We start from the raw sequence: 15,788 nt of genomic DNA on the forward strand, positions 1-15,788 counted from the left end.
TCAACCGCCGGTGCAGCCCTGACCCCAGACCATGCTGGTATCGCTCAGCACGGTGAAGATGACCGATGAGCGGTCGATGGCGGCGGCCTCGCCCCGGCGCGGCGCGCGCAGTTGTGTCTCGGCCACCAGCTCACCGCCTTCGCGGCGGGTGTCGCGGCGGATGACACGGTAGGCCGAGCCGGGAAGCTCGACGATGACATGCTCGTCTCCGCCCTGCGGCGGGATGGTCGCGCGCAGGGTCAGCGCAGCCCCGTTCGCGCCGGGCACCAGACGGCAGGTCGCGCCGCCGAGACCCGCGCGACTGCCGGGACGGGAGGCGCTGTCGAGCGCGCTCTGGATGCGTGGATCGAGCCCGCCCGCGCCGCGGATCACGTGTTCGACCGAGACATCGGCGGGCACGCAGGTTTCGTTGCACACCCCCAGAGCCATCTCGCCCATCAGCGCCATCGGACGCCCGGCATCGGCGGGGGTGATCTCGATGGGCAGGATCAACTCGTCTTCGTAGCCGTAGCTGCGATAGCCGTTCTGATCGAAAACCTCGGGCCGCGGCCAGATCGGCCGGATCGCGGCTACGTTCTGCGAGCGGCTCCAGTCGAAGCGCGGCGCAATGCCAGCATCGCCCGGGACACGCCAATAGGTATGCCAGCCCGGTGACAGGCGCAGGTGCAGCGCGGCCATATGCGTGCCGCGATCGGTGGCCCAGCCGGGCAGGATCTCGGCTTCGACGACCGGCGCGCCGCGGCTCTGGGCGGCAGCGGCAAGCGGGGCTGTGACGAGAGCGAGGGCTGCCAGCGCGCCCCGTAGGGCGGCGCGAAGGGTGGGGCTATGCGAAGTCATGGCGTTGTGCTTAGCAGAACGGCGGGGGGCGAAAAGTCACAAAACGGCGAGAGGCGGAAGAGCCCGGCCTTGGCAATCGGCGGAGCGCGCTCCACATTGAGGGGAGAGGGAGCACGCCACCATGTCGATGACTTTGGATCTGACCGGAAAGCTGCTGATTTCGACCCCGGCCATGGGGGACCGCCGTTTCGAGCATTCGGTGATCTATATCTGTGCGCATAATCCGGAAGGCGCGTTCGGGCTGGTTCTGAACCGACCGCTGCCGCATCTGTCGCTGGGCGACGTGCTGGAGCAGATCGGCATCGAAGCCAACGAGGCTCTGGCCGATGCGCCGGTCCTGTCGGGCGGCCCGGTCGAGACCCAGCGCGGTTTCGTGCTGCATGGCGATGACGGGTTCGAGGACGAGGATGCGCAGCCGCTGCCCGAAGGACTGATGCTGAGCGCCTCGACCGATATCCTGCGCGCGATCGCCACCGGCACGGGGCCGCATCAATGGCTTCTGGCGCTGGGCTATTCGGGCTGGGGCCCCGGTCAGTTGGAAGACGAGATCGTGCAGAATGCGTGGCTGACCACCGCCGCGCCGCGCGGGCTGATCTTTTCCGACGATCCGGGCGAGCATCAGTGGAACGGCGCCCTGAAATCCATGGGCGTCGATCCCGTCGGCTTGTCGGCGGTGGCGGGGCGCGCCTGACGCGCAAAGCCCCGCCTGCACGCCCTTCGGTCAGTCGTGATCGGGCAGGGTTTCGGTGATTTCGCGCAATTCGTTGAGCAGATCGAGCAGAAGCGCCATCTTCTCGGGGCCGAACGCGTCGTAGATCTCGCGGCGCGAGTGTTCCGAGGCGCCGACCAGTTCGTCGAACATCGTCTGCCCCTTTTCGCTGAGCGTGACCATGTGGCGGCGCGCATCGGCGCATTCGACCTGCCGGGTCAGTCCGCGCTCACCCAGTGCGCGCAGGATGCGCGTCAGCGACGGGGGCAGGATCACGCACCGCTCGCACAGCGTCCCCGCATCGAGCGGTTCGCCATCGGCCAGCGCGCGCAGGACCCGCCATTGGGGCAGCGACAGGTCCCTTTCATCGACGTATTTCTTGAAACGCCGCATGGTCGATTCCCGCGCCCTGAGAAGGGCCACGGTCAGCGAGCGTTCGTAGTAATTGGTTGCCGTAGGGGCCTGAGACGGCTCTTCGGGCGCGGCGGGGGAAGTGGGGGCTGTCAATGCTACCATACGGTAACAATTCATCCCTTGCGGCGAAAATCAAGAGATTTTTAACGCGTAAAGCAAAGTGACCTCGGGAGAGGGGGCGAAAGCCATGTCAGCGCCGTTTTTTGAGCGCCCGCGCGCGTGGATTGACGGGCGCGCAGGGCGGTGTCAGGCTGTGGGTTCGATTTTATCGATGACCATTTTACACCTTTTTTCGACTGCAAGGATTTCATCATGTCATGGCGTGATATTACCGGCGCCGCCAAGGCGGCGGCCATTTTCGCTGGTCTGAGCTTCATCATCAGTGTGACCTATCTGTCGACGTCCAGCCGCAACGGCGTGGGCACCTGTCGTTTCATGGATTACGGCGCGCTGGCTTTCGGGGCGCTGGCGGTTTTGGCCGGGCTCGTGGCGCTTGCCCGGCCCGGTACAGGCGAGAATGCCAATGTGAACCGGATCATCGGCGCGGCGGCGGTGCTGGTCGGGCTTTACCGCGCGGGCTACGGTCTGGGCCTTGTCGGCGGGCCCTGCTGACCCCCTTTACCCCGATGGCCGCGCGGCCTATACGCCGCTTCATGGGGTATCGTCTCGCGGCCATCATTCGAATTAGCGGCCCGGCGCTCTGACCAGAGTTGCCGGGACAAGGCGTATGGCGACCTGCGCCGACCTTTGCTATTCCCCCTGTGATCGAGACGACCGGAGCTCACGCGATGTGCGCGGATACCCCTGACTACAAAGACACCCTGTTTCTGCCCGAAACCGATTTTCCGATGCGCGCGGGCCTGCCCCAGCGCGAGCCCGAATGGCTGGCCCGTTGGGAGCGGATCGGCGTCTATGAGGCGCTGCGCGAAAAGGCCAAGACCTCGGGCGACCGCAAGCCTTTCATCCTGCATGACGGCCCTCCCTATGCGAATGGGCATCTGCATATCGGCCACGCGCTGAACAAGACGATCAAGGACATCATCGTGCGCTCGCACCAGATGATGGGCTTTGACAGCCGCTACGTGCCGGGTTGGGATTGCCATGGTCTGCCCATCGAGTGGAAGATCGAGGAACAATACCGCGCCAAGGGGCTGGACAAGGACGACGTCGATATCGTCGATTTCCGTCAGGAATGCCGGAAATTCGCCGAAGGCTGGATCGACGTCCAGCGAGAGGAATTCAAGCGTCTGGGCATCACCGGGACGTGGAACGATCCCTATCTGACGATGGATTTCCACGCCGAGGCGGTGATCGCCGAGGAATTCATGAAATTCCTGATGAACGGCGCGCTCTATCAGGGCTCGAAACCCGTGATGTGGTCGCCGGTCGAGAAGACCGCACTGGCCGAAGCCGAGGTTGAGTATCACGACCATACCAGCCATCAGATCTGGGTGCGTTTCAAGCCGGTGGACGGAGCGCTGGACAGGGCCTCGGTGGTGATCTGGACCACGACGCCCTGGACCATCCCGCAAAACCGCGCGGTCGCCTATAACCCGGACATTGCCTATGGCCTGTACCGCGTGACCGAGGCCGACGAGAAGGCCACGGCGACGGTGGGCGAGATGATCCTGCTGGCTGATGCGCTGGCCGAGGGCGTGATGACGGCAGCCAAGGTGACCGGCTTCGAGAAGCTGCGCGACGTTGCGGCTGACGAGCTGTCGGGGCTGGTGCTTGCCCACCCGTTCCGCGGTGTCGAGAACGGCAATGGCGAATGGGATTACGATGTCCCCATGCTGCCCGGCGACCACGTGACCGACGATGCGGGGACGGGCTTCGTGCATACCGCGCCCAGCCACGGCGATGACGACTACCAGCTTGGCCTGAAATTCAAGCTGCCGATGACCTACAACGTCGAGCCCGACGGCACCTATCGCGCCGATCTGCCGATCTTCGGCGGCGAAGCGATCATCGCGCAGGACGGCAAGGACGGTCCGGCCAATGTGAGCGTCATCAAGAACCTCGCCTGGGCCGGGGCGCTTCTGGCCAAGGGCAAGCTCAAGCACTCCTATCCGCATAGCTGGCGCTCGAAAGCGCCGGTGATCTACCGAAACACGCCGCAATGGTTCGCCGCGATCGACAAGGTGCTCGATGACGGGATGGGCCAGTATGGCGACACGATCCGCCAGCGTGCGCTGAAGTCGATCGAGGATCTGGTCAAGTTCACCCCGGTCTCGGGGCGCAACCGCCTGCATTCGATGATGGAAAGCCGCCCCGACTGGGTGCTTTCGCGCCAGCGCGCCTGGGGCGTGCCGCTGACCTGCTTCGTCAAGAAAGGCGCGAAACCGGACGATGCGGATTTCCTGCTGAAGGACCCGCAGGTCAATACGCGAATTCGTCTGGCATTCGAGGAAGAGGGCGCGGATGCATGGTATGTGGAAGGCTTCAAAGAGCGGGTGCTGAAAGACCTGCACGATCCCGAAGCCTATGATCAGGTTTTTGACATTCTCGACGTGTGGTTCGACTCTGGCTCGACCCATGCCTTCGTGCTGCGCGACCGCGAAGACGGCGTGCCGGACGGCATCGCTGATGTCTACATGGAAGGCACCGACCAGCATCGCGGCTGGTTCCATTCCTCGATGCTGCAGGGCTGCGGCACCAAGGGGCGTGCGCCGTATCGCAATGTCGTGACGCATGGGTTCACGCTGGACGAGAAGGGCATGAAGATGTCCAAGTCCATCGGCAACACCGTGGTCCCGCAGGAAGTCATCGACCAGTACGGCGCGGATATCCTGCGGCTGTGGGTGGCGCTGTCGGACTACACGCAGGATCAGCGGATCGGCAAAGAGATCCTGAAAGGGACCGCCGACAGCTATCGCCGCTTGCGCAACACGCTGCGCTTCATGCTGGGCGCTCTGGGCGCTTACGATCCGGCCAAGGCGGTGGCGCGCGACGCCATGCCCGAGCTGGAACAGCTGATGCTGCACCGGCTGGCCGAGCTCGATGCGCAGGTGCGCAAATCCTATGCCGCCTTCGACTTCCAGGGCGTGTTCCAGTCGCTGTTCGCCTTCGCGACCACGGATCTGTCGGCCTTCTATTTCGACATCCGCAAGGACGCGCTTTATTGCGATCCGGCGGACAGCCCGGTGCGGCTGGCCACGCTGACGGTGATGGACGCGCTGTTCCACCGCCTGACCACGTGGCTGGCGCCGATCCTGCCCTTCACGATGGAAGATGTCTGGCTGTCGCGTTTTCCGGGCGAGGGCGAGAGCGTCCATCTGCACGACTTCCCGGCCACGCCGGACAGCTGGCTGGACCCGGAACTGGCGGCGCGGGCGCAAAAGGTGCGCGCGGTGCGCCGGGTCGTCACCGGGGCGCTGGAAGTCGAGCGTCGCAACAAGACCATCGGTGCCAGCCTTGAAGCCGCGCCGAGTGTCTACCTGTCGCCGGAACTGGCGCAGATCGTGACCAATCCCGACACGTTCTCGACCCTCTGCATCACCTCGGCCATCACCCTGACGCAGGGCGAAGCCCCCGAGGGCGCTTTCACGGCTGAGGACGTGCCGGGCGTGGGCGTGGTGTTCCACCATGCCGAGGGCCAGAAATGCCAGCGCTGCTGGAAGATCCTGCCCGATGTCGGCACGCACAAGCATCCGGGCACCTGCGCGCGCTGCGACGCCGCGCTGGGCTGATCCCGCAGGCTTCAGGCCGCCCCGGCGCAATCGCCGGGGCGGCCTGCACATTTTGCAACCCTGCTTTTCGACACGCTGAATCGGGTTGACCGCAGGCAGATCGTGCTCGATTCCTGTGTCCGCACGTTAGGACAAGCCGCATGAAGATCCGTTTTTACACCGGCCTGATGATGGGGACGCTGATGTCGCTCATCATGTCGGGCTTCGTCACCCTGCTGAATACCGGTTTTGATGCGGGCTTTGTGCTGCGCTGGCTGCTGGCATGGCCGTTGACCTGGCTGCTTGCCGTGCCGCTGGCGATTGGGCTGGGGCCGGTTTCGCGCCGTTGGGCCGAACGCTTGGCACGGATCGGCTGAGGCCTCGCTTGCGGTCGCTTCCGTGCTAGTCTCTGGCAAAGGAGGACGCTATGAGCGGATTCGAACACATGGTCGAGCGTCAGATCGCGCTGGCGCAGGCCGAGGGCAAGATGGACGAGATCGCCGGGCAGGGGAAACCGCTGCCTAAACGCCCCGAGGATGCCTTCGTCTCGGCCGGTGAGCGCGCCTCGATGCGGATCGTCGCCGAGGCGGGCGGGCTGCCCGATGAAATCACGCTGAAAAAGCAGGCCGCCGCGATCCGCGCAGCCTACCGGGCCGAAACGGACCCCGAGCGCCAGCGCGAGATCATGGCGGAACTGTCCAAGGTCGAGCTACGTCTTGCCCTTGCGCAGGACGGTCGCCGCAAGCTGATGCGCTGATGCCCGCGCTTACCATCGACACCCCCACCGGCGTCTTCACGCTGGTCGAGCAGGACGGCGCCATCACGCGGGCCAGCTGGGACGAGATGGACGCAGAATCCGGCGACACCCCGCTGCTCGCCAAGGCCGCGCGACAGGTCCGGGCCTATTTCGACGACGCCCTGACCGCGTTCGACCTTCCGCTGTCGATCAAGGCGAGCGCGGCGCAGCAAGCGGCCTGCGCGGCGATGCGGGCGATCCCGACCGGCGAGACGCGGACCTATGGCGAGCTCGCGCGCGGTCTGAAGATCAGCGCACAGGCGATGGGGCAGCTCTGCGGGGGCAATCCGATCCCGCTGATCGTGCCGTGTCACCGGGTGCTCGGCGCAAACGGGCTGGGCGGGTTCTCGGCCCCCGGCGGGATCGAGACCAAGGTCTGGCTCTTGCGCCATGAACGCGCGGGCGGGCTGCTGATCTAGGCGTCCTGTCCGTCGCGTCGGGCTTCGGCCACCAGCCAGTCACGAAACAGCCGGGCCGGACGCGACGGCTCGGGGCGCGTCAGGGCGACATAGGCCATGCCGCTGGGCTGAAAGCCATAGGGCGCGATCAGCCGGCCTGCGGCAAGCTCCGAACGGATCAGCACTTCCGGCAGGACGGCAGCGCCGAGGCCCGAAAGCACGGCTTCGAGTTTGTAGTGGAAATGTTCGAATTCGCTTTGCCTGCCCGGGGCGACAGTGCGACCGGCGGCCTGCGCCCATGTCTCCCACGTGCCTTGGCGAGACGATGAGGTCAGGCGCGGGATGCGGGCGAAATCGGATGTGACATACCCGGCCCAGCGGGGCGCGACGACCGGGCCGATCGTGTCGGCAAAGAGCGTCTTGATGCCCCAACCCGAGGGCCAGCCGCCCGCGCCGACCCGGATCGCCACATCGGGCCCCGAAGCCGAGGTGTCGACCGGCGCGTAATCCGAGGTCAGCCGCACGCGCAGGCCCGGCTGCCGGGTCTGGAAATTGTGCAGCCGGGGAATGAGCCAGCGCATGGCAAAGGTGGCGAGGCTCGACACATCGACGCTGTCGGTCTGGCGGGGCAGAGCGCGCAGCGCCTCTTCCAGCGCGTCGAAGCCGCGCGAGAGCTGCGGCAGAAGCTGCGCCCCGGCCTGTGTCGGGCGTGTGGCGCTGCGCGGGCCTTCGACCAGCGCGACGCCCAGACGCTCCTCAAGCTGCCGGATCTGGCGCGAGACGGCGGAATGGGTGACGCCAAGCGCCTCGGCCGCCGCCGACATCGAGCCGGTGGTGCCGAAAGCCTCGTAAGCCCGAAGCGCTGAGAGGGGAAGGTCGCGGCGGCTCATGTTCCAAAAACGCACGAAGCGGGGAGAATTAGTTCTTTGTCTTCTTAGTCGCTTTGTGATGTCTGCGCGACAGGAAGTTTCCCGTTGAGGCTCGGCCATGACCCCTGCCATCCTGCTTGCCGTCCTGTTTGCCGCGTTGCTCCATGCGGGCTGGAACGCGGTCATCAAGACCGGGCTGTCGAAGCAAAGCTCGATGTTCGTGCTGTCGACGACGCAATCGCTGATCGGATTGGCGCTGGCTTTGACGCAGCCTTTCCCGGCCCCCGCCGCGTGGCCGTGGATCGCGGGCTCGGCGCTGGTGCACATGGCGTATCAGCTGTTCCTTGCCTATGCCTATGAACAGGGCGATCTGAGCCGGGTCTATCCCATCGCGCGCGGCACGGCGCCGATGATCGTGCTGATCGTATCGCTTCTGTTCTTGTCCGATCCGCTGGAGGGGAACGAGTTGTGGGGCATCGTGATCCTTGGCGGTGGTATCGCGCTGATGGCGCGCGGCGTGCTGACCTCGGGCGAGTCGCGGCGGCTGTTGCCCTTCGCCCTCGGCGCGGCGCTGGCAACGGCGGGCTATACGCTGGTCGACGGGTTGGGCGCGCGGGTGTCGGGCACGCCGCTGGCCTATGTGGGCTGGCTCATGGTCGGTGCAGCGCTGGTCTATACACCCGCCATTGTCGCGCTCAGGGGGCGAGCGGTGCTGCGCGTACCACTGCGCGGCTGGGCCGTTGGGCTGGCGGCGGGGACGGCGTCTTTCGGTGCCTATGCCATCGTCGTCTGGGCGATGACCGAGGCGCCCATCGCGCTTGTGGGCGCGCTGCGCGAGACCTCGATCCTGTTCGCGGTTCTGCTGGGCTGGCTGTTCTTTGGCGAGCGGATGGATCGGGGCAAGGCGATCGCGGCCCTGCTGATTGTCGCGGGTGTCGTGCTGACGCGGCTTTAAAGCCGTTCGCGGTAGATCACCTGCTGCACGGCGCCTGCGCCCAGAAGGTAGATGCTGGTCGCGATCAGGCCGATGGTCACCGCATGCGGCTGTTGGAAATCCATCCACGCCGCGACGATGGCAAGGCCCACCCAGATCAGCGCCACGGGCAGGGTGATGAACCGCCAGCGCTGGGTGCGGACCGGATGCACGAACTTGATGCGCAGGAACATCGTCACCGACAGCACGACGACAAGGCCAAGGATGGTCCAGAAATCGGGGCGCACAGCGAAGACCACCACGGCGAGCATGTTCCAGCAGCCCGGAAAGCCCGAAAACGACGCATCCGCCGTTTTCATGCGCGTATCGGCGAAATACAGGACCGAGGCGAAGGTGATGACGATGATCGCGATCCAGCCAGTCCAGCCGGGCAAAAGCCCCGAATTGAACAGCGCGAAGGCAGGGATGAACACATAGGTGAGATAGTCGATGATGAGGTCCAGAAGCACGCCGTCGATGATCGGCGCCTTGGTCTTCACGTCGTATTTTCGCGCCATCGGCCCGTCGATGCCGTCAACGATGAAGGCGACGACCAGCCACAGGAACATGAGCGACCATTCGCCCTCGGCGGCGGCAAGCATGGCGAGCATCGAGAACACCGCGCCGGTTGCGGTGAACATATGGACGAAATAGGCACGAAAGGTTTCCATCATTTTCCCTGTCTGCCGTGAATGCGCCGCTGTGGCAAGGCGTCGCGGTTAACGATTTCGCAAGCGCAGCATCGGGGATGCGGGACCCGCCGGGCTGGCTGCGCGCGCGTGCATGGGGCAGTATGGGCCGTCATGTTGGCCACAGAGAGCGAGGGGAGTGCGGTCATTGCTGTTTCATCGTTGGCACCACACCGCGCTGCAAGACGAGGTCGCGACCGTCATGCCGGACGGGTGCCGTGACGTTCTGGTGCTGTCACGCCCCGACGAGGAGCCCGTGGTCAGCCTGACCGATTGGGATGACGGCCCGCGCCGGGTGAGTATCCGCGCCGGAACCACGCTGACCGGCTATCGGCTGCGACCCGGCGTGGTGATGGCCGAACCGCTGGGGGCGCTGGATGCCGAGCGGCTCGATCAGCAGATCGCCTCGGCGCTGCGGGTTGCGGGGGATAGTACGGACCTTATCACCGCTTTGGCCGAGGCGGGCGAGGATGTCGACGCGCTGGCCCGACAGCAGGGCGTGTCGGCGCGCACCTTGCAGCGGCATTTCGCGGGGCTTTCGCTGCCGCCACCGCGGTTCTGGCGTTTGCTGGGCCGGGCGCGGCGCGCGGCGCTGGCTTTGCCCGGCGGCGGGGCATTGTCCGAGCTGGCACTCGATCACGGCTACAGCGATCAGGCGCATATGAACCGCGAATTCCTGCGCTGGTTCGGGCGCACGCCCGGCCAGCTTCGCAGCGACCCGGCTGCGTTGGCGGAACTGTCGCAGCCGGGGCTTGGGAACTGGTCGGCGCAGCTGTCAGGCGGGTGAGGACGCGCCACTGACGGGCGAACAGATCTCGATCAGATAGCCGTTGGGATCCGTGACATAGGCGGTCGTCTGGCCCCAGGGCTCGTCCCGCGCATCCTGAACAAGCGCCGCGCCCGCCTTCAGAGCCTGCGCAAGTGCACCGGTCACGTCATCGGTTTCGAGGGCGATTTCGAAAGACGGTTTGTCGGGCTGCGGGGCGGACGGGGATTTGCCCAGCTGGCGCATCAGCGCAGTGGACGAGAAAGCGAGCTTCGTCTCGCCCGTCACCAGCTCACCGTAATCGCCGCCTTCGTGCAGAAAGCCCCGGGCAAAACCGAAGGCGCGCTCGAAGAAATCGAGCGTCTCCGGCACGTTGTCGACGTAGAAAATGGTGTAGCGAAAGATCATCGGGGCCTCGTTGGGTTGCAGTGCCACGGCATGGCTAGACCCATTGAGGCGCCCGGTCTTGAAGATTTCCGACAGGCGCGTGCGGGCTGCGCTCAGGCGTCGGTTTTCTCGATCATCGCGACGCGGGTGGCGTGGCGGCCGCCTTCGAACTCGGCGCCGAGGAAGGCCTCGACGATCTCCAGCGCCAGCCCTTCGCCAACGACGCGGGCGCCGATGGACAGGATCTGGGCGTCGTTATGCTGGCGGATCATCTTGGCCGAGAACGTGTCCGAACAGACGCCGCAGCGGATGCCGGGGACCTTGTTGGCAGCCATCATGATGCCCTGCCCGGTGCCGCACAGGATGATCCCCAGCGCGCAATCGCCCGAGGCGACGCGTTCGGCTGCGGCCTGTCCGTGCAGGGGGTAATGGGTGCTTTCAGGGCTGGTCGGGCCGATATCGACCGCCTCGTATCCCAGCGCGGTGACGTGTTTGGCGATGGTCTGGCGCAGCTCGATGGCGGCGTGGTCGCTGGAAAGAACGATGCGCTTGGTCATGGCGAATTCCGTTGGCTGAGATGCGAGTCGCGCCTCCCTTAGCGCGTTTGCGCGGGGCGTGCCACTCAGCCCTTGCGCGCGCGGGGATGGGCGGCGTTATAGGCGTCCATCAGGCGGGCGGTATCGACGCCGGTATAGATCTGCGTGGTGGACAGGTTGGCGTGCCCCAGCAGTTCCTGAATCGCGCGCAAATCGCCGCCCCGGCTGAGCAGATGCGTTGCAAAGGAATGGCGCAGGGCATGGGGTGTCGCGGTCGCGGGCAGCCCCAGCCGCAGGCGCACGCCCTCCATCGCGCGGGTGATCAGACGCGGATTCAGCGGACCGCCGCGCAGGCCGCGAAACAGCGGCTCGTCGGGTTCGAGCGGATAGGGACAGAGCTTGGTGTATCGCGCGACCGCCTGTGCGGCGGCGGGGATCACGGGCACCAGCCGCTCCTTGCCGCCCTTGCCCAGAATGCGCAGGCTGGCGCCCGGCGTCTCGGCAGTGGCGGCATCGCGACCGGTGAGACCCAGCGCCTCGGATATCCGCAGGCCGCAGCCATAGAGCAGGGTCGCCACGGCGGTGTCGCGGGCGCGGATCCAGGCCTCGGCCTTGTCGTCGCTGATCGACTCGGTCACGGCGCGGGCGGCGTCTTCGTCCAGCGGGCGGGGCAGAGGGCGCTGGTGGCGCGGCGCGCGCGCGGACAGGATGGCGGTGGCGTCGAAATCCTCGTGCCGGTCGGACAGCCAGCGCGCGAAGCCCTTGAGCGCCGACAAGGCGCGGGCAAGCGATCGCGCCCCCCGGTCATGCGCGCGGGCATGGGCCATCCAGCTGCGCAGATCGCGGGTTTCGACCGCGCGCAGCTGTGCCATCCCGGCGGCGCCGCCATGGTGGCGGGCGAGGAAATCGAGAAACTCGGCCACGTCGGCGCGGTAGGCGTCAATCGTGTGATCGGACGCGTCGTCGAGGGCCGCAAGCTGTGTGAGCCATTGCTCCAGCGCATCGCGCAGCGCCGGAGAGATCGCCCCCGACAGCGCGCGCGTCACGACAGCCAGCGCCTGAGGACGCGCTCGAACGTGCCGGTGAAAAAGGCCAGAAGATCGGTGCCCTGACCGGGCTTGAAGCGATGCGGGTCTTCCGACCCCATCGCCAGCATACCCGGCAGACGACCACGGCCCAGATCAAGCCGCATCAGCGCCTCGGAGCGCAGATCGGCGGCAACTTCGCCGTAGGGGCCGGACGAGGGCGGGACGCCCTGACGCAGCACGATGGGGCGCGCGGGGGCGGGGCGCCCGGCGCGCATGTAATGCTCGGCATAGCCGGGCTTGCGCACGCGCAGGATCTCGTCGAGCTTGCCCAGACCGCCGCCCGGCTCTGCGCTTTCCAGCACCAGCCGGATCGCGTCGACGCCAAGGATCTCGGCCACCGAACCGCCCAGATCCATGACGAAATCCTCGAACCGTTCGGCATCGAGCAGCCGCAGCAGCGCGCGGTGGATCTGGTTGGTCGAGGACAGGTTTTCGTACGCGGCGGCGATGACCGCGCGATGCGTTTCCTCGAGCCGCGCAAGACGCGACTCGAGCCGTTCCATGGCCATGCTGCGCAGATCGACGACATTGCCGCCCATGGCGCGTTCCGAGGTCAGCACCAGCGCGCGCATGAGCTCGGAATCATCGAGCACCAAGCCGGGATCGGCGAGCACGCGTGCGCGCCATTCCTCCTGCATGCCGGTGTCTTCGGCCGGTCCCGTAGCTGCCATGTCTGCCCCGATCTTGTATCTTTGCAGCGATGCTACACCAGATCAGATGATTTTCTGACCCGTTTTTTCCCAGTCCTTCATGAACTGTGCCAGACCTGCATCGGTCAGCGGGTGCTGGGCCAGCTTCTGGATCACCTCGGGCGGGGCGGTCATCACGTCCGAACCGGCCAGCGCGGCTTCGCGCACATGGTTCACCGTGCGGACCGAGGCCGACAGGATCTGCGTCTTGAAGTCGTAATTGTCATAGATCTCGCGGATGTCGCGGATCAGCTCCATCCCGTCGAGATTGATGTCGTCGAGACGGCCGATGAAGGGCGAGATGAAGGTCGCGCCCGCCTTGGCCGCCAGAAGCGCCTGATTGGCCGAGAAGCACAGCGTGACATTGACCATGTGGCCCTTGTCGGTGAGGTGCTTGCAGGCCTTCAGCCCGTCCCAGGTCAGCGGCAGCTTGATGGCGATATTGGGTGCGATCTCGGCCAGTTTCAGGCCCTCGGCGATCATTGCGTCGGCTTCCAGCGCCACGACCTCGGCCGAGACCGGACCGTCGACGATCGAGCAGATCTCTTTCGTGACTTCCAGAATGTTGCGGCCCGATTTCAGGATCAGCGACGGGTTGGTGGTCACGCCGTCGACCATGCCCAGTTCGTGCAGTTCGCGGATGGCCGCAACGTCAGCGGTATCGACAAAGAATTTCATCGCTCTCTCGTTCCTTGGCAGAAGGGTGGGCGGTTGCAGTAAGGGTTCGGTCGCGTCATATCGTATCGCAAGCCCGCCTGAAAGGTCTTTTGCCCGTGTCCGTGTTCGCGGTAACATCCTTCGCGCCCGGTCAGCCCGTCGCCGTGCTGACCACGCAACCGCTGGATCGGTTCCTCGATTACCGCGCGCCCGAGGGCGGTGTCCGGCTGGGCGATTTCGTCGAGGTTCCGCTGGGTCCGCGCAAGGTTCTGGGCTGTGTCTGGGGCGAGGCCGAGGGCGATTTTCCGCTGGAAAAGCTGCGCCCGATCATCCGCGTGCTGGATGTGCCGCCGATGCGCGACGAGTTGCGCGAGTTCCTCGTGCGGGCGGCTGATTACACGCTGACGCCGCTGTCGCTGATGCTGTTTCTGGCCACCCGCGCGCCGGGTCTTCTCTCGGGGCCGCAGATGATCCGCGTCTATCGCCCCGGCGAACCGCCCGCGCGCATGACCGAGGCCCGCAGGCGCGTGCTCGATGTGTTCGAAGGCTATGGCGGCGCCGCGCTCACGGTGGGCGAGATCACCCGCGCCGCCGATGTCACCGGTTCGGTCGTGCACACAATGGCCGCGCAGGGCGCGCTGATCGAAGCCGAGGCGCCCAAGGATCAGCCCTATCCGCTGCTCGACCCGTCCCTGCCAAGCAAGACGCTGTCCGCCGATCAGGCCGCCGCCGCCGAAGTGCTGAAATCCCGCGCCGATGCGTTCGGGGTGACGCTGCTCAAGGGCGTTACCGGCTCGGGCAAGACCGAGGTCTATCTCGAAGCGGTGGCCGAATGCCTGCGCAAGGGGCGGCAGGCGCTGGTCCTGTTGCCCGAGATCGGCCTGACCGAGGGGTTCCTTGAGCGGGTCGAGGCCCGGTTCGGCCAGCGTCCCGGCGAATGGCATTCGGGCGCCACGATGACCGAGCGCCGGCGGCTGTGGCGGATGGCGGGCGAGGGGCGCGTGCAGCTTGTGGTGGGCGCGCGCTCGGCGCTGTTCCTGCCTTATCGCGACCTCGGCCTCATCGTCATCGATGAAGAGCATGACGGCTCGTACAAACAGGACGAAGGGGTGCTCTACAACGCCCGCGACATGGCCGTGCTGCGCGCCTCGCTGGCGCAGGCGCAGGTGGTGCTGGCCTCGGCCACGCCGTCGCTGGAAAGCTGGGCCAATGCCGAAAGCGGTAAGTACAAGCGGCTCGATCTGCATGCACGCTTCGGGGTGGCCGAACTGCCCGAGATGCGTGCGCTGGATCTGCGCGGGCAGAAGTTGCCGCATGGCCGCTGGATCTCCGAGGGGCTGAAGGCCGCCGTGGACGAGCGGCTGGCGAACAAAGAGCAATCGCTTCTGTTCCTCAACCGCCGGGGCTATGCGCCGGTGACCACCTGCCGCGCCTGCGGCCATCAGATCGCCTGCGAGCAATGCGATGCGCGGATGGTCGAGCACCGGTTTCTCAACCGCCTGATGTGCCATCAATGCGGCGCCACCGCGCCCATTCCCACCGCCTGCCCCAACTGCAAGACCGAAGGCTCGATGCACCCGATCGGACCCGGCGTTGAGCGGCTCGAAGAAGAGGTCCGTGCGACGTGGCCCGATGCACGCGCTGCGGTGTTGTCCTCGGACCTGTTCGGCTCGGCCCGTGCGCTGAAAGAGCAGATCGCGGCCATTGCCGGGGGCGAGGCGGATATCGTCATCGGCACGCAGCTTGTGGCCAAGGGCCACAACTTTCCGCTGCTGACGCTGGTGGGCGTGATCGACGCCGATCTGGGCCTGCATGGTGGCGATCTGCGCGCGGCCGAGCGGACGTTTCAGCTGATCCGTCAGGTCGCGGGGCGCGCGGGGCGGCATGACAAGCCGGGGCTGGCGCTGTTGCAGACCCACCAGCCCGATCATCCGGTGATCCAGGCCATCCTCAGCGGCGATGACGAGGGCTTCTGGCGCGCCGAGGCGGCCGAACGCGAGGCTTTGGGCATGCCCCCCTATGGACGGCTGGCGGGGATCATCATCTCGTCTTCGTCTCTGGAACAGGCCTTCGATCTGGGCAACCATCTGGCGATCAAGGCCGATCCTCTGCTGGCCATCGGCGCGCAGATTTTCGGCCCCGCGCCCGCGCCCATCGCGCGCGTGCGCGGGCGACACCGCGTACGGCTTCTGATCAAGGCGGCCAAGGGCGCGCCGCTGCAAGCCGCGATCCGGCAATGGCTGGGCGGGCTGAAACCCGCAGGCGACACGCGGCTTGCCGTCGATATCGATCCGCAGAACTTCTGGTGATCG

At 66.2% G+C, this 15,788-nt stretch carries 18 protein-coding genes; 9 read left to right on the top strand and 9 right to left on the bottom strand.

The window, feature by feature from the left end:
* Entirely contained in the window at nucleotides 1–837 is an 837-nt protein-coding gene (locus tag JI664_RS19355) for a protein-disulfide reductase DsbD domain-containing protein (protein ID WP_207015425.1), read from the bottom strand.
* A gap of 121 nt (nucleotides 838–958) precedes the next feature.
* Here JI664_RS19355 and JI664_RS19360 point away from each other — a divergent pair, with 121 nt between their 5' ends.
* Nucleotides 959–1,528 carry a YqgE/AlgH family protein gene (locus JI664_RS19360; RefSeq protein WP_286174191.1) on the top strand — a complete coding sequence of 190 codons (570 nt, stop codon included), beginning with the start codon at nucleotides 959–961 and terminating at the stop codon, nucleotides 1,526–1,528.
* Nucleotides 1,529–1,558: 30 nt separating this feature from the next.
* Here JI664_RS19360 and JI664_RS19365 read toward each other — a convergent pair whose 3' ends face one another.
* Complete coding sequence (locus JI664_RS19365; RefSeq protein ID WP_207015426.1) at nucleotides 1,559–2,062, bottom strand: MarR family transcriptional regulator; 504 nt, start codon at nucleotides 2,060–2,062, stop codon at nucleotides 1,559–1,561.
* Nucleotides 2,063–2,272: 210 nt separating this feature from the next.
* Here JI664_RS19365 and JI664_RS19370 point away from each other — a divergent pair, with 210 nt between their 5' ends.
* The 5 genes from JI664_RS19370 (at nucleotide 2,273) to JI664_RS19390 (ending at nucleotide 6,843) form a co-directional block, all read left to right on the top strand.
* Nucleotides 2,273–2,572 (top strand): hypothetical protein, encoded by a 300-nt coding sequence (locus tag JI664_RS19370; RefSeq protein WP_207015427.1) that lies wholly within the window; start codon nucleotides 2,273–2,275, stop codon nucleotides 2,570–2,572.
* A gap of 176 nt (nucleotides 2,573–2,748) precedes the next feature.
* A complete protein-coding gene (ileS, locus tag JI664_RS19375) occupies nucleotides 2,749–5,649 on the top strand; it encodes an isoleucine--tRNA ligase (protein ID WP_207015428.1) in 2,901 nt (966 codons plus the stop codon).
* A gap of 140 nt (nucleotides 5,650–5,789) precedes the next feature.
* Nucleotides 5,790–6,005 (top strand): DUF2798 domain-containing protein, encoded by a 216-nt coding sequence (locus JI664_RS19380; protein WP_207015429.1) that lies wholly within the window; start codon nucleotides 5,790–5,792, stop codon nucleotides 6,003–6,005.
* 50 nt (nucleotides 6,006–6,055) lie between these two features.
* Complete coding sequence (locus JI664_RS19385; RefSeq protein ID WP_207015430.1) at nucleotides 6,056–6,385, top strand: DnaJ family domain-containing protein; 330 nt, start codon at nucleotides 6,056–6,058, stop codon at nucleotides 6,383–6,385.
* Complete coding sequence (locus JI664_RS19390) at nucleotides 6,385–6,843, top strand: methylated-DNA--[protein]-cysteine S-methyltransferase (RefSeq protein WP_207015431.1); 459 nt, start codon at nucleotides 6,385–6,387, stop codon at nucleotides 6,841–6,843. Before JI664_RS19385 ends, JI664_RS19390 begins: the two co-directional genes overlap by 1 nt.
* Here the strand turns inward: JI664_RS19390 and JI664_RS19395 are convergent.
* Nucleotides 6,840–7,712 carry a LysR substrate-binding domain-containing protein gene (locus tag JI664_RS19395; protein ID WP_207015432.1) on the bottom strand — a complete coding sequence of 291 codons (873 nt, stop codon included), beginning with the start codon at nucleotides 7,710–7,712 and terminating at the stop codon, nucleotides 6,840–6,842. The genes JI664_RS19390 and JI664_RS19395 overlap by 4 nt on opposite strands.
* 97 nt (nucleotides 7,713–7,809) lie before the next feature.
* On the opposite strand from JI664_RS19395, the gene JI664_RS19400 reads away from it, so the two are divergent.
* On the top strand, nucleotides 7,810–8,646 hold the full coding sequence (locus JI664_RS19400) for an EamA family transporter (RefSeq protein WP_207015433.1): 837 nt from the start codon (nucleotides 7,810–7,812) through the stop codon (nucleotides 8,644–8,646).
* On the opposite strand, the gene JI664_RS19405 is transcribed toward JI664_RS19400, so the two are convergent.
* Nucleotides 8,643–9,338 carry a CDP-alcohol phosphatidyltransferase family protein gene (locus JI664_RS19405; protein WP_207015434.1) on the bottom strand — a complete coding sequence of 232 codons (696 nt, stop codon included), beginning with the start codon at nucleotides 9,336–9,338 and terminating at the stop codon, nucleotides 8,643–8,645. The two genes, JI664_RS19400 and JI664_RS19405, sit on opposite strands and share 4 nt — an antisense overlap.
* Nucleotides 9,339–9,501: 163 nt before the next feature.
* On the opposite strand from JI664_RS19405, the gene JI664_RS19410 reads away from it, so the two are divergent.
* Nucleotides 9,502–10,140, top strand: coding sequence for an AraC family transcriptional regulator (locus JI664_RS19410; protein WP_207015435.1), 639 nt, complete (start codon nucleotides 9,502–9,504; stop codon nucleotides 10,138–10,140).
* Here JI664_RS19410 and JI664_RS19415 read toward each other — a convergent pair.
* The 5 genes from JI664_RS19415 to fsa form a co-directional block, all read right to left on the bottom strand.
* The gene (locus tag JI664_RS19415) at nucleotides 10,129–10,527 is read right to left on the bottom strand and encodes a VOC family protein (RefSeq protein ID WP_207015436.1); all 399 of its coding nucleotides are present in this window, start codon (nucleotides 10,525–10,527) and stop codon (nucleotides 10,129–10,131) included. The genes JI664_RS19410 and JI664_RS19415 overlap by 12 nt on opposite strands.
* 92 nt (nucleotides 10,528–10,619) lie before the next feature.
* The gene (rpiB, locus tag JI664_RS19420) at nucleotides 10,620–11,063 is read right to left on the bottom strand and encodes a ribose 5-phosphate isomerase B (RefSeq protein WP_207015437.1); all 444 of its coding nucleotides are present in this window, start codon (nucleotides 11,061–11,063) and stop codon (nucleotides 10,620–10,622) included.
* Between the two features lie 65 nt (nucleotides 11,064–11,128).
* Nucleotides 11,129–12,088, bottom strand: coding sequence for a tyrosine recombinase XerC (locus JI664_RS19425; protein WP_349768749.1), 960 nt, complete (start codon nucleotides 12,086–12,088; stop codon nucleotides 11,129–11,131).
* The gene (locus JI664_RS19430) at nucleotides 12,085–12,801 is read right to left on the bottom strand and encodes a DUF484 family protein (RefSeq protein WP_286174193.1); all 717 of its coding nucleotides are present in this window, start codon (nucleotides 12,799–12,801) and stop codon (nucleotides 12,085–12,087) included. The genes JI664_RS19425 and JI664_RS19430 overlap by 4 nt, the downstream gene beginning before the upstream one ends.
* Nucleotides 12,802–12,843: 42 nt before the next feature.
* Nucleotides 12,844–13,497 carry a fructose-6-phosphate aldolase gene (gene fsa / locus JI664_RS19435; RefSeq protein WP_207015438.1) on the bottom strand — a complete coding sequence of 218 codons (654 nt, stop codon included), beginning with the start codon at nucleotides 13,495–13,497 and terminating at the stop codon, nucleotides 12,844–12,846.
* Nucleotides 13,498–13,592: 95 nt separating this feature from the next.
* Between fsa and JI664_RS19440 the strand changes: the two genes are divergently transcribed.
* Nucleotides 13,593–15,785 (top strand): primosomal protein N', encoded by a 2,193-nt coding sequence (locus tag JI664_RS19440; RefSeq protein ID WP_349768750.1) that lies wholly within the window; start codon nucleotides 13,593–13,595, stop codon nucleotides 15,783–15,785.
* Nucleotides 15,786–15,788: the final 3 nt, after the last annotated feature.

Source organism: Rhodobacter sp. NTK016B, assembly GCF_017303295.1.
In the GTDB taxonomy this organism is placed as follows: Bacteria; Pseudomonadota; Alphaproteobacteria; order Rhodobacterales; family Rhodobacteraceae; genus Pararhodobacter.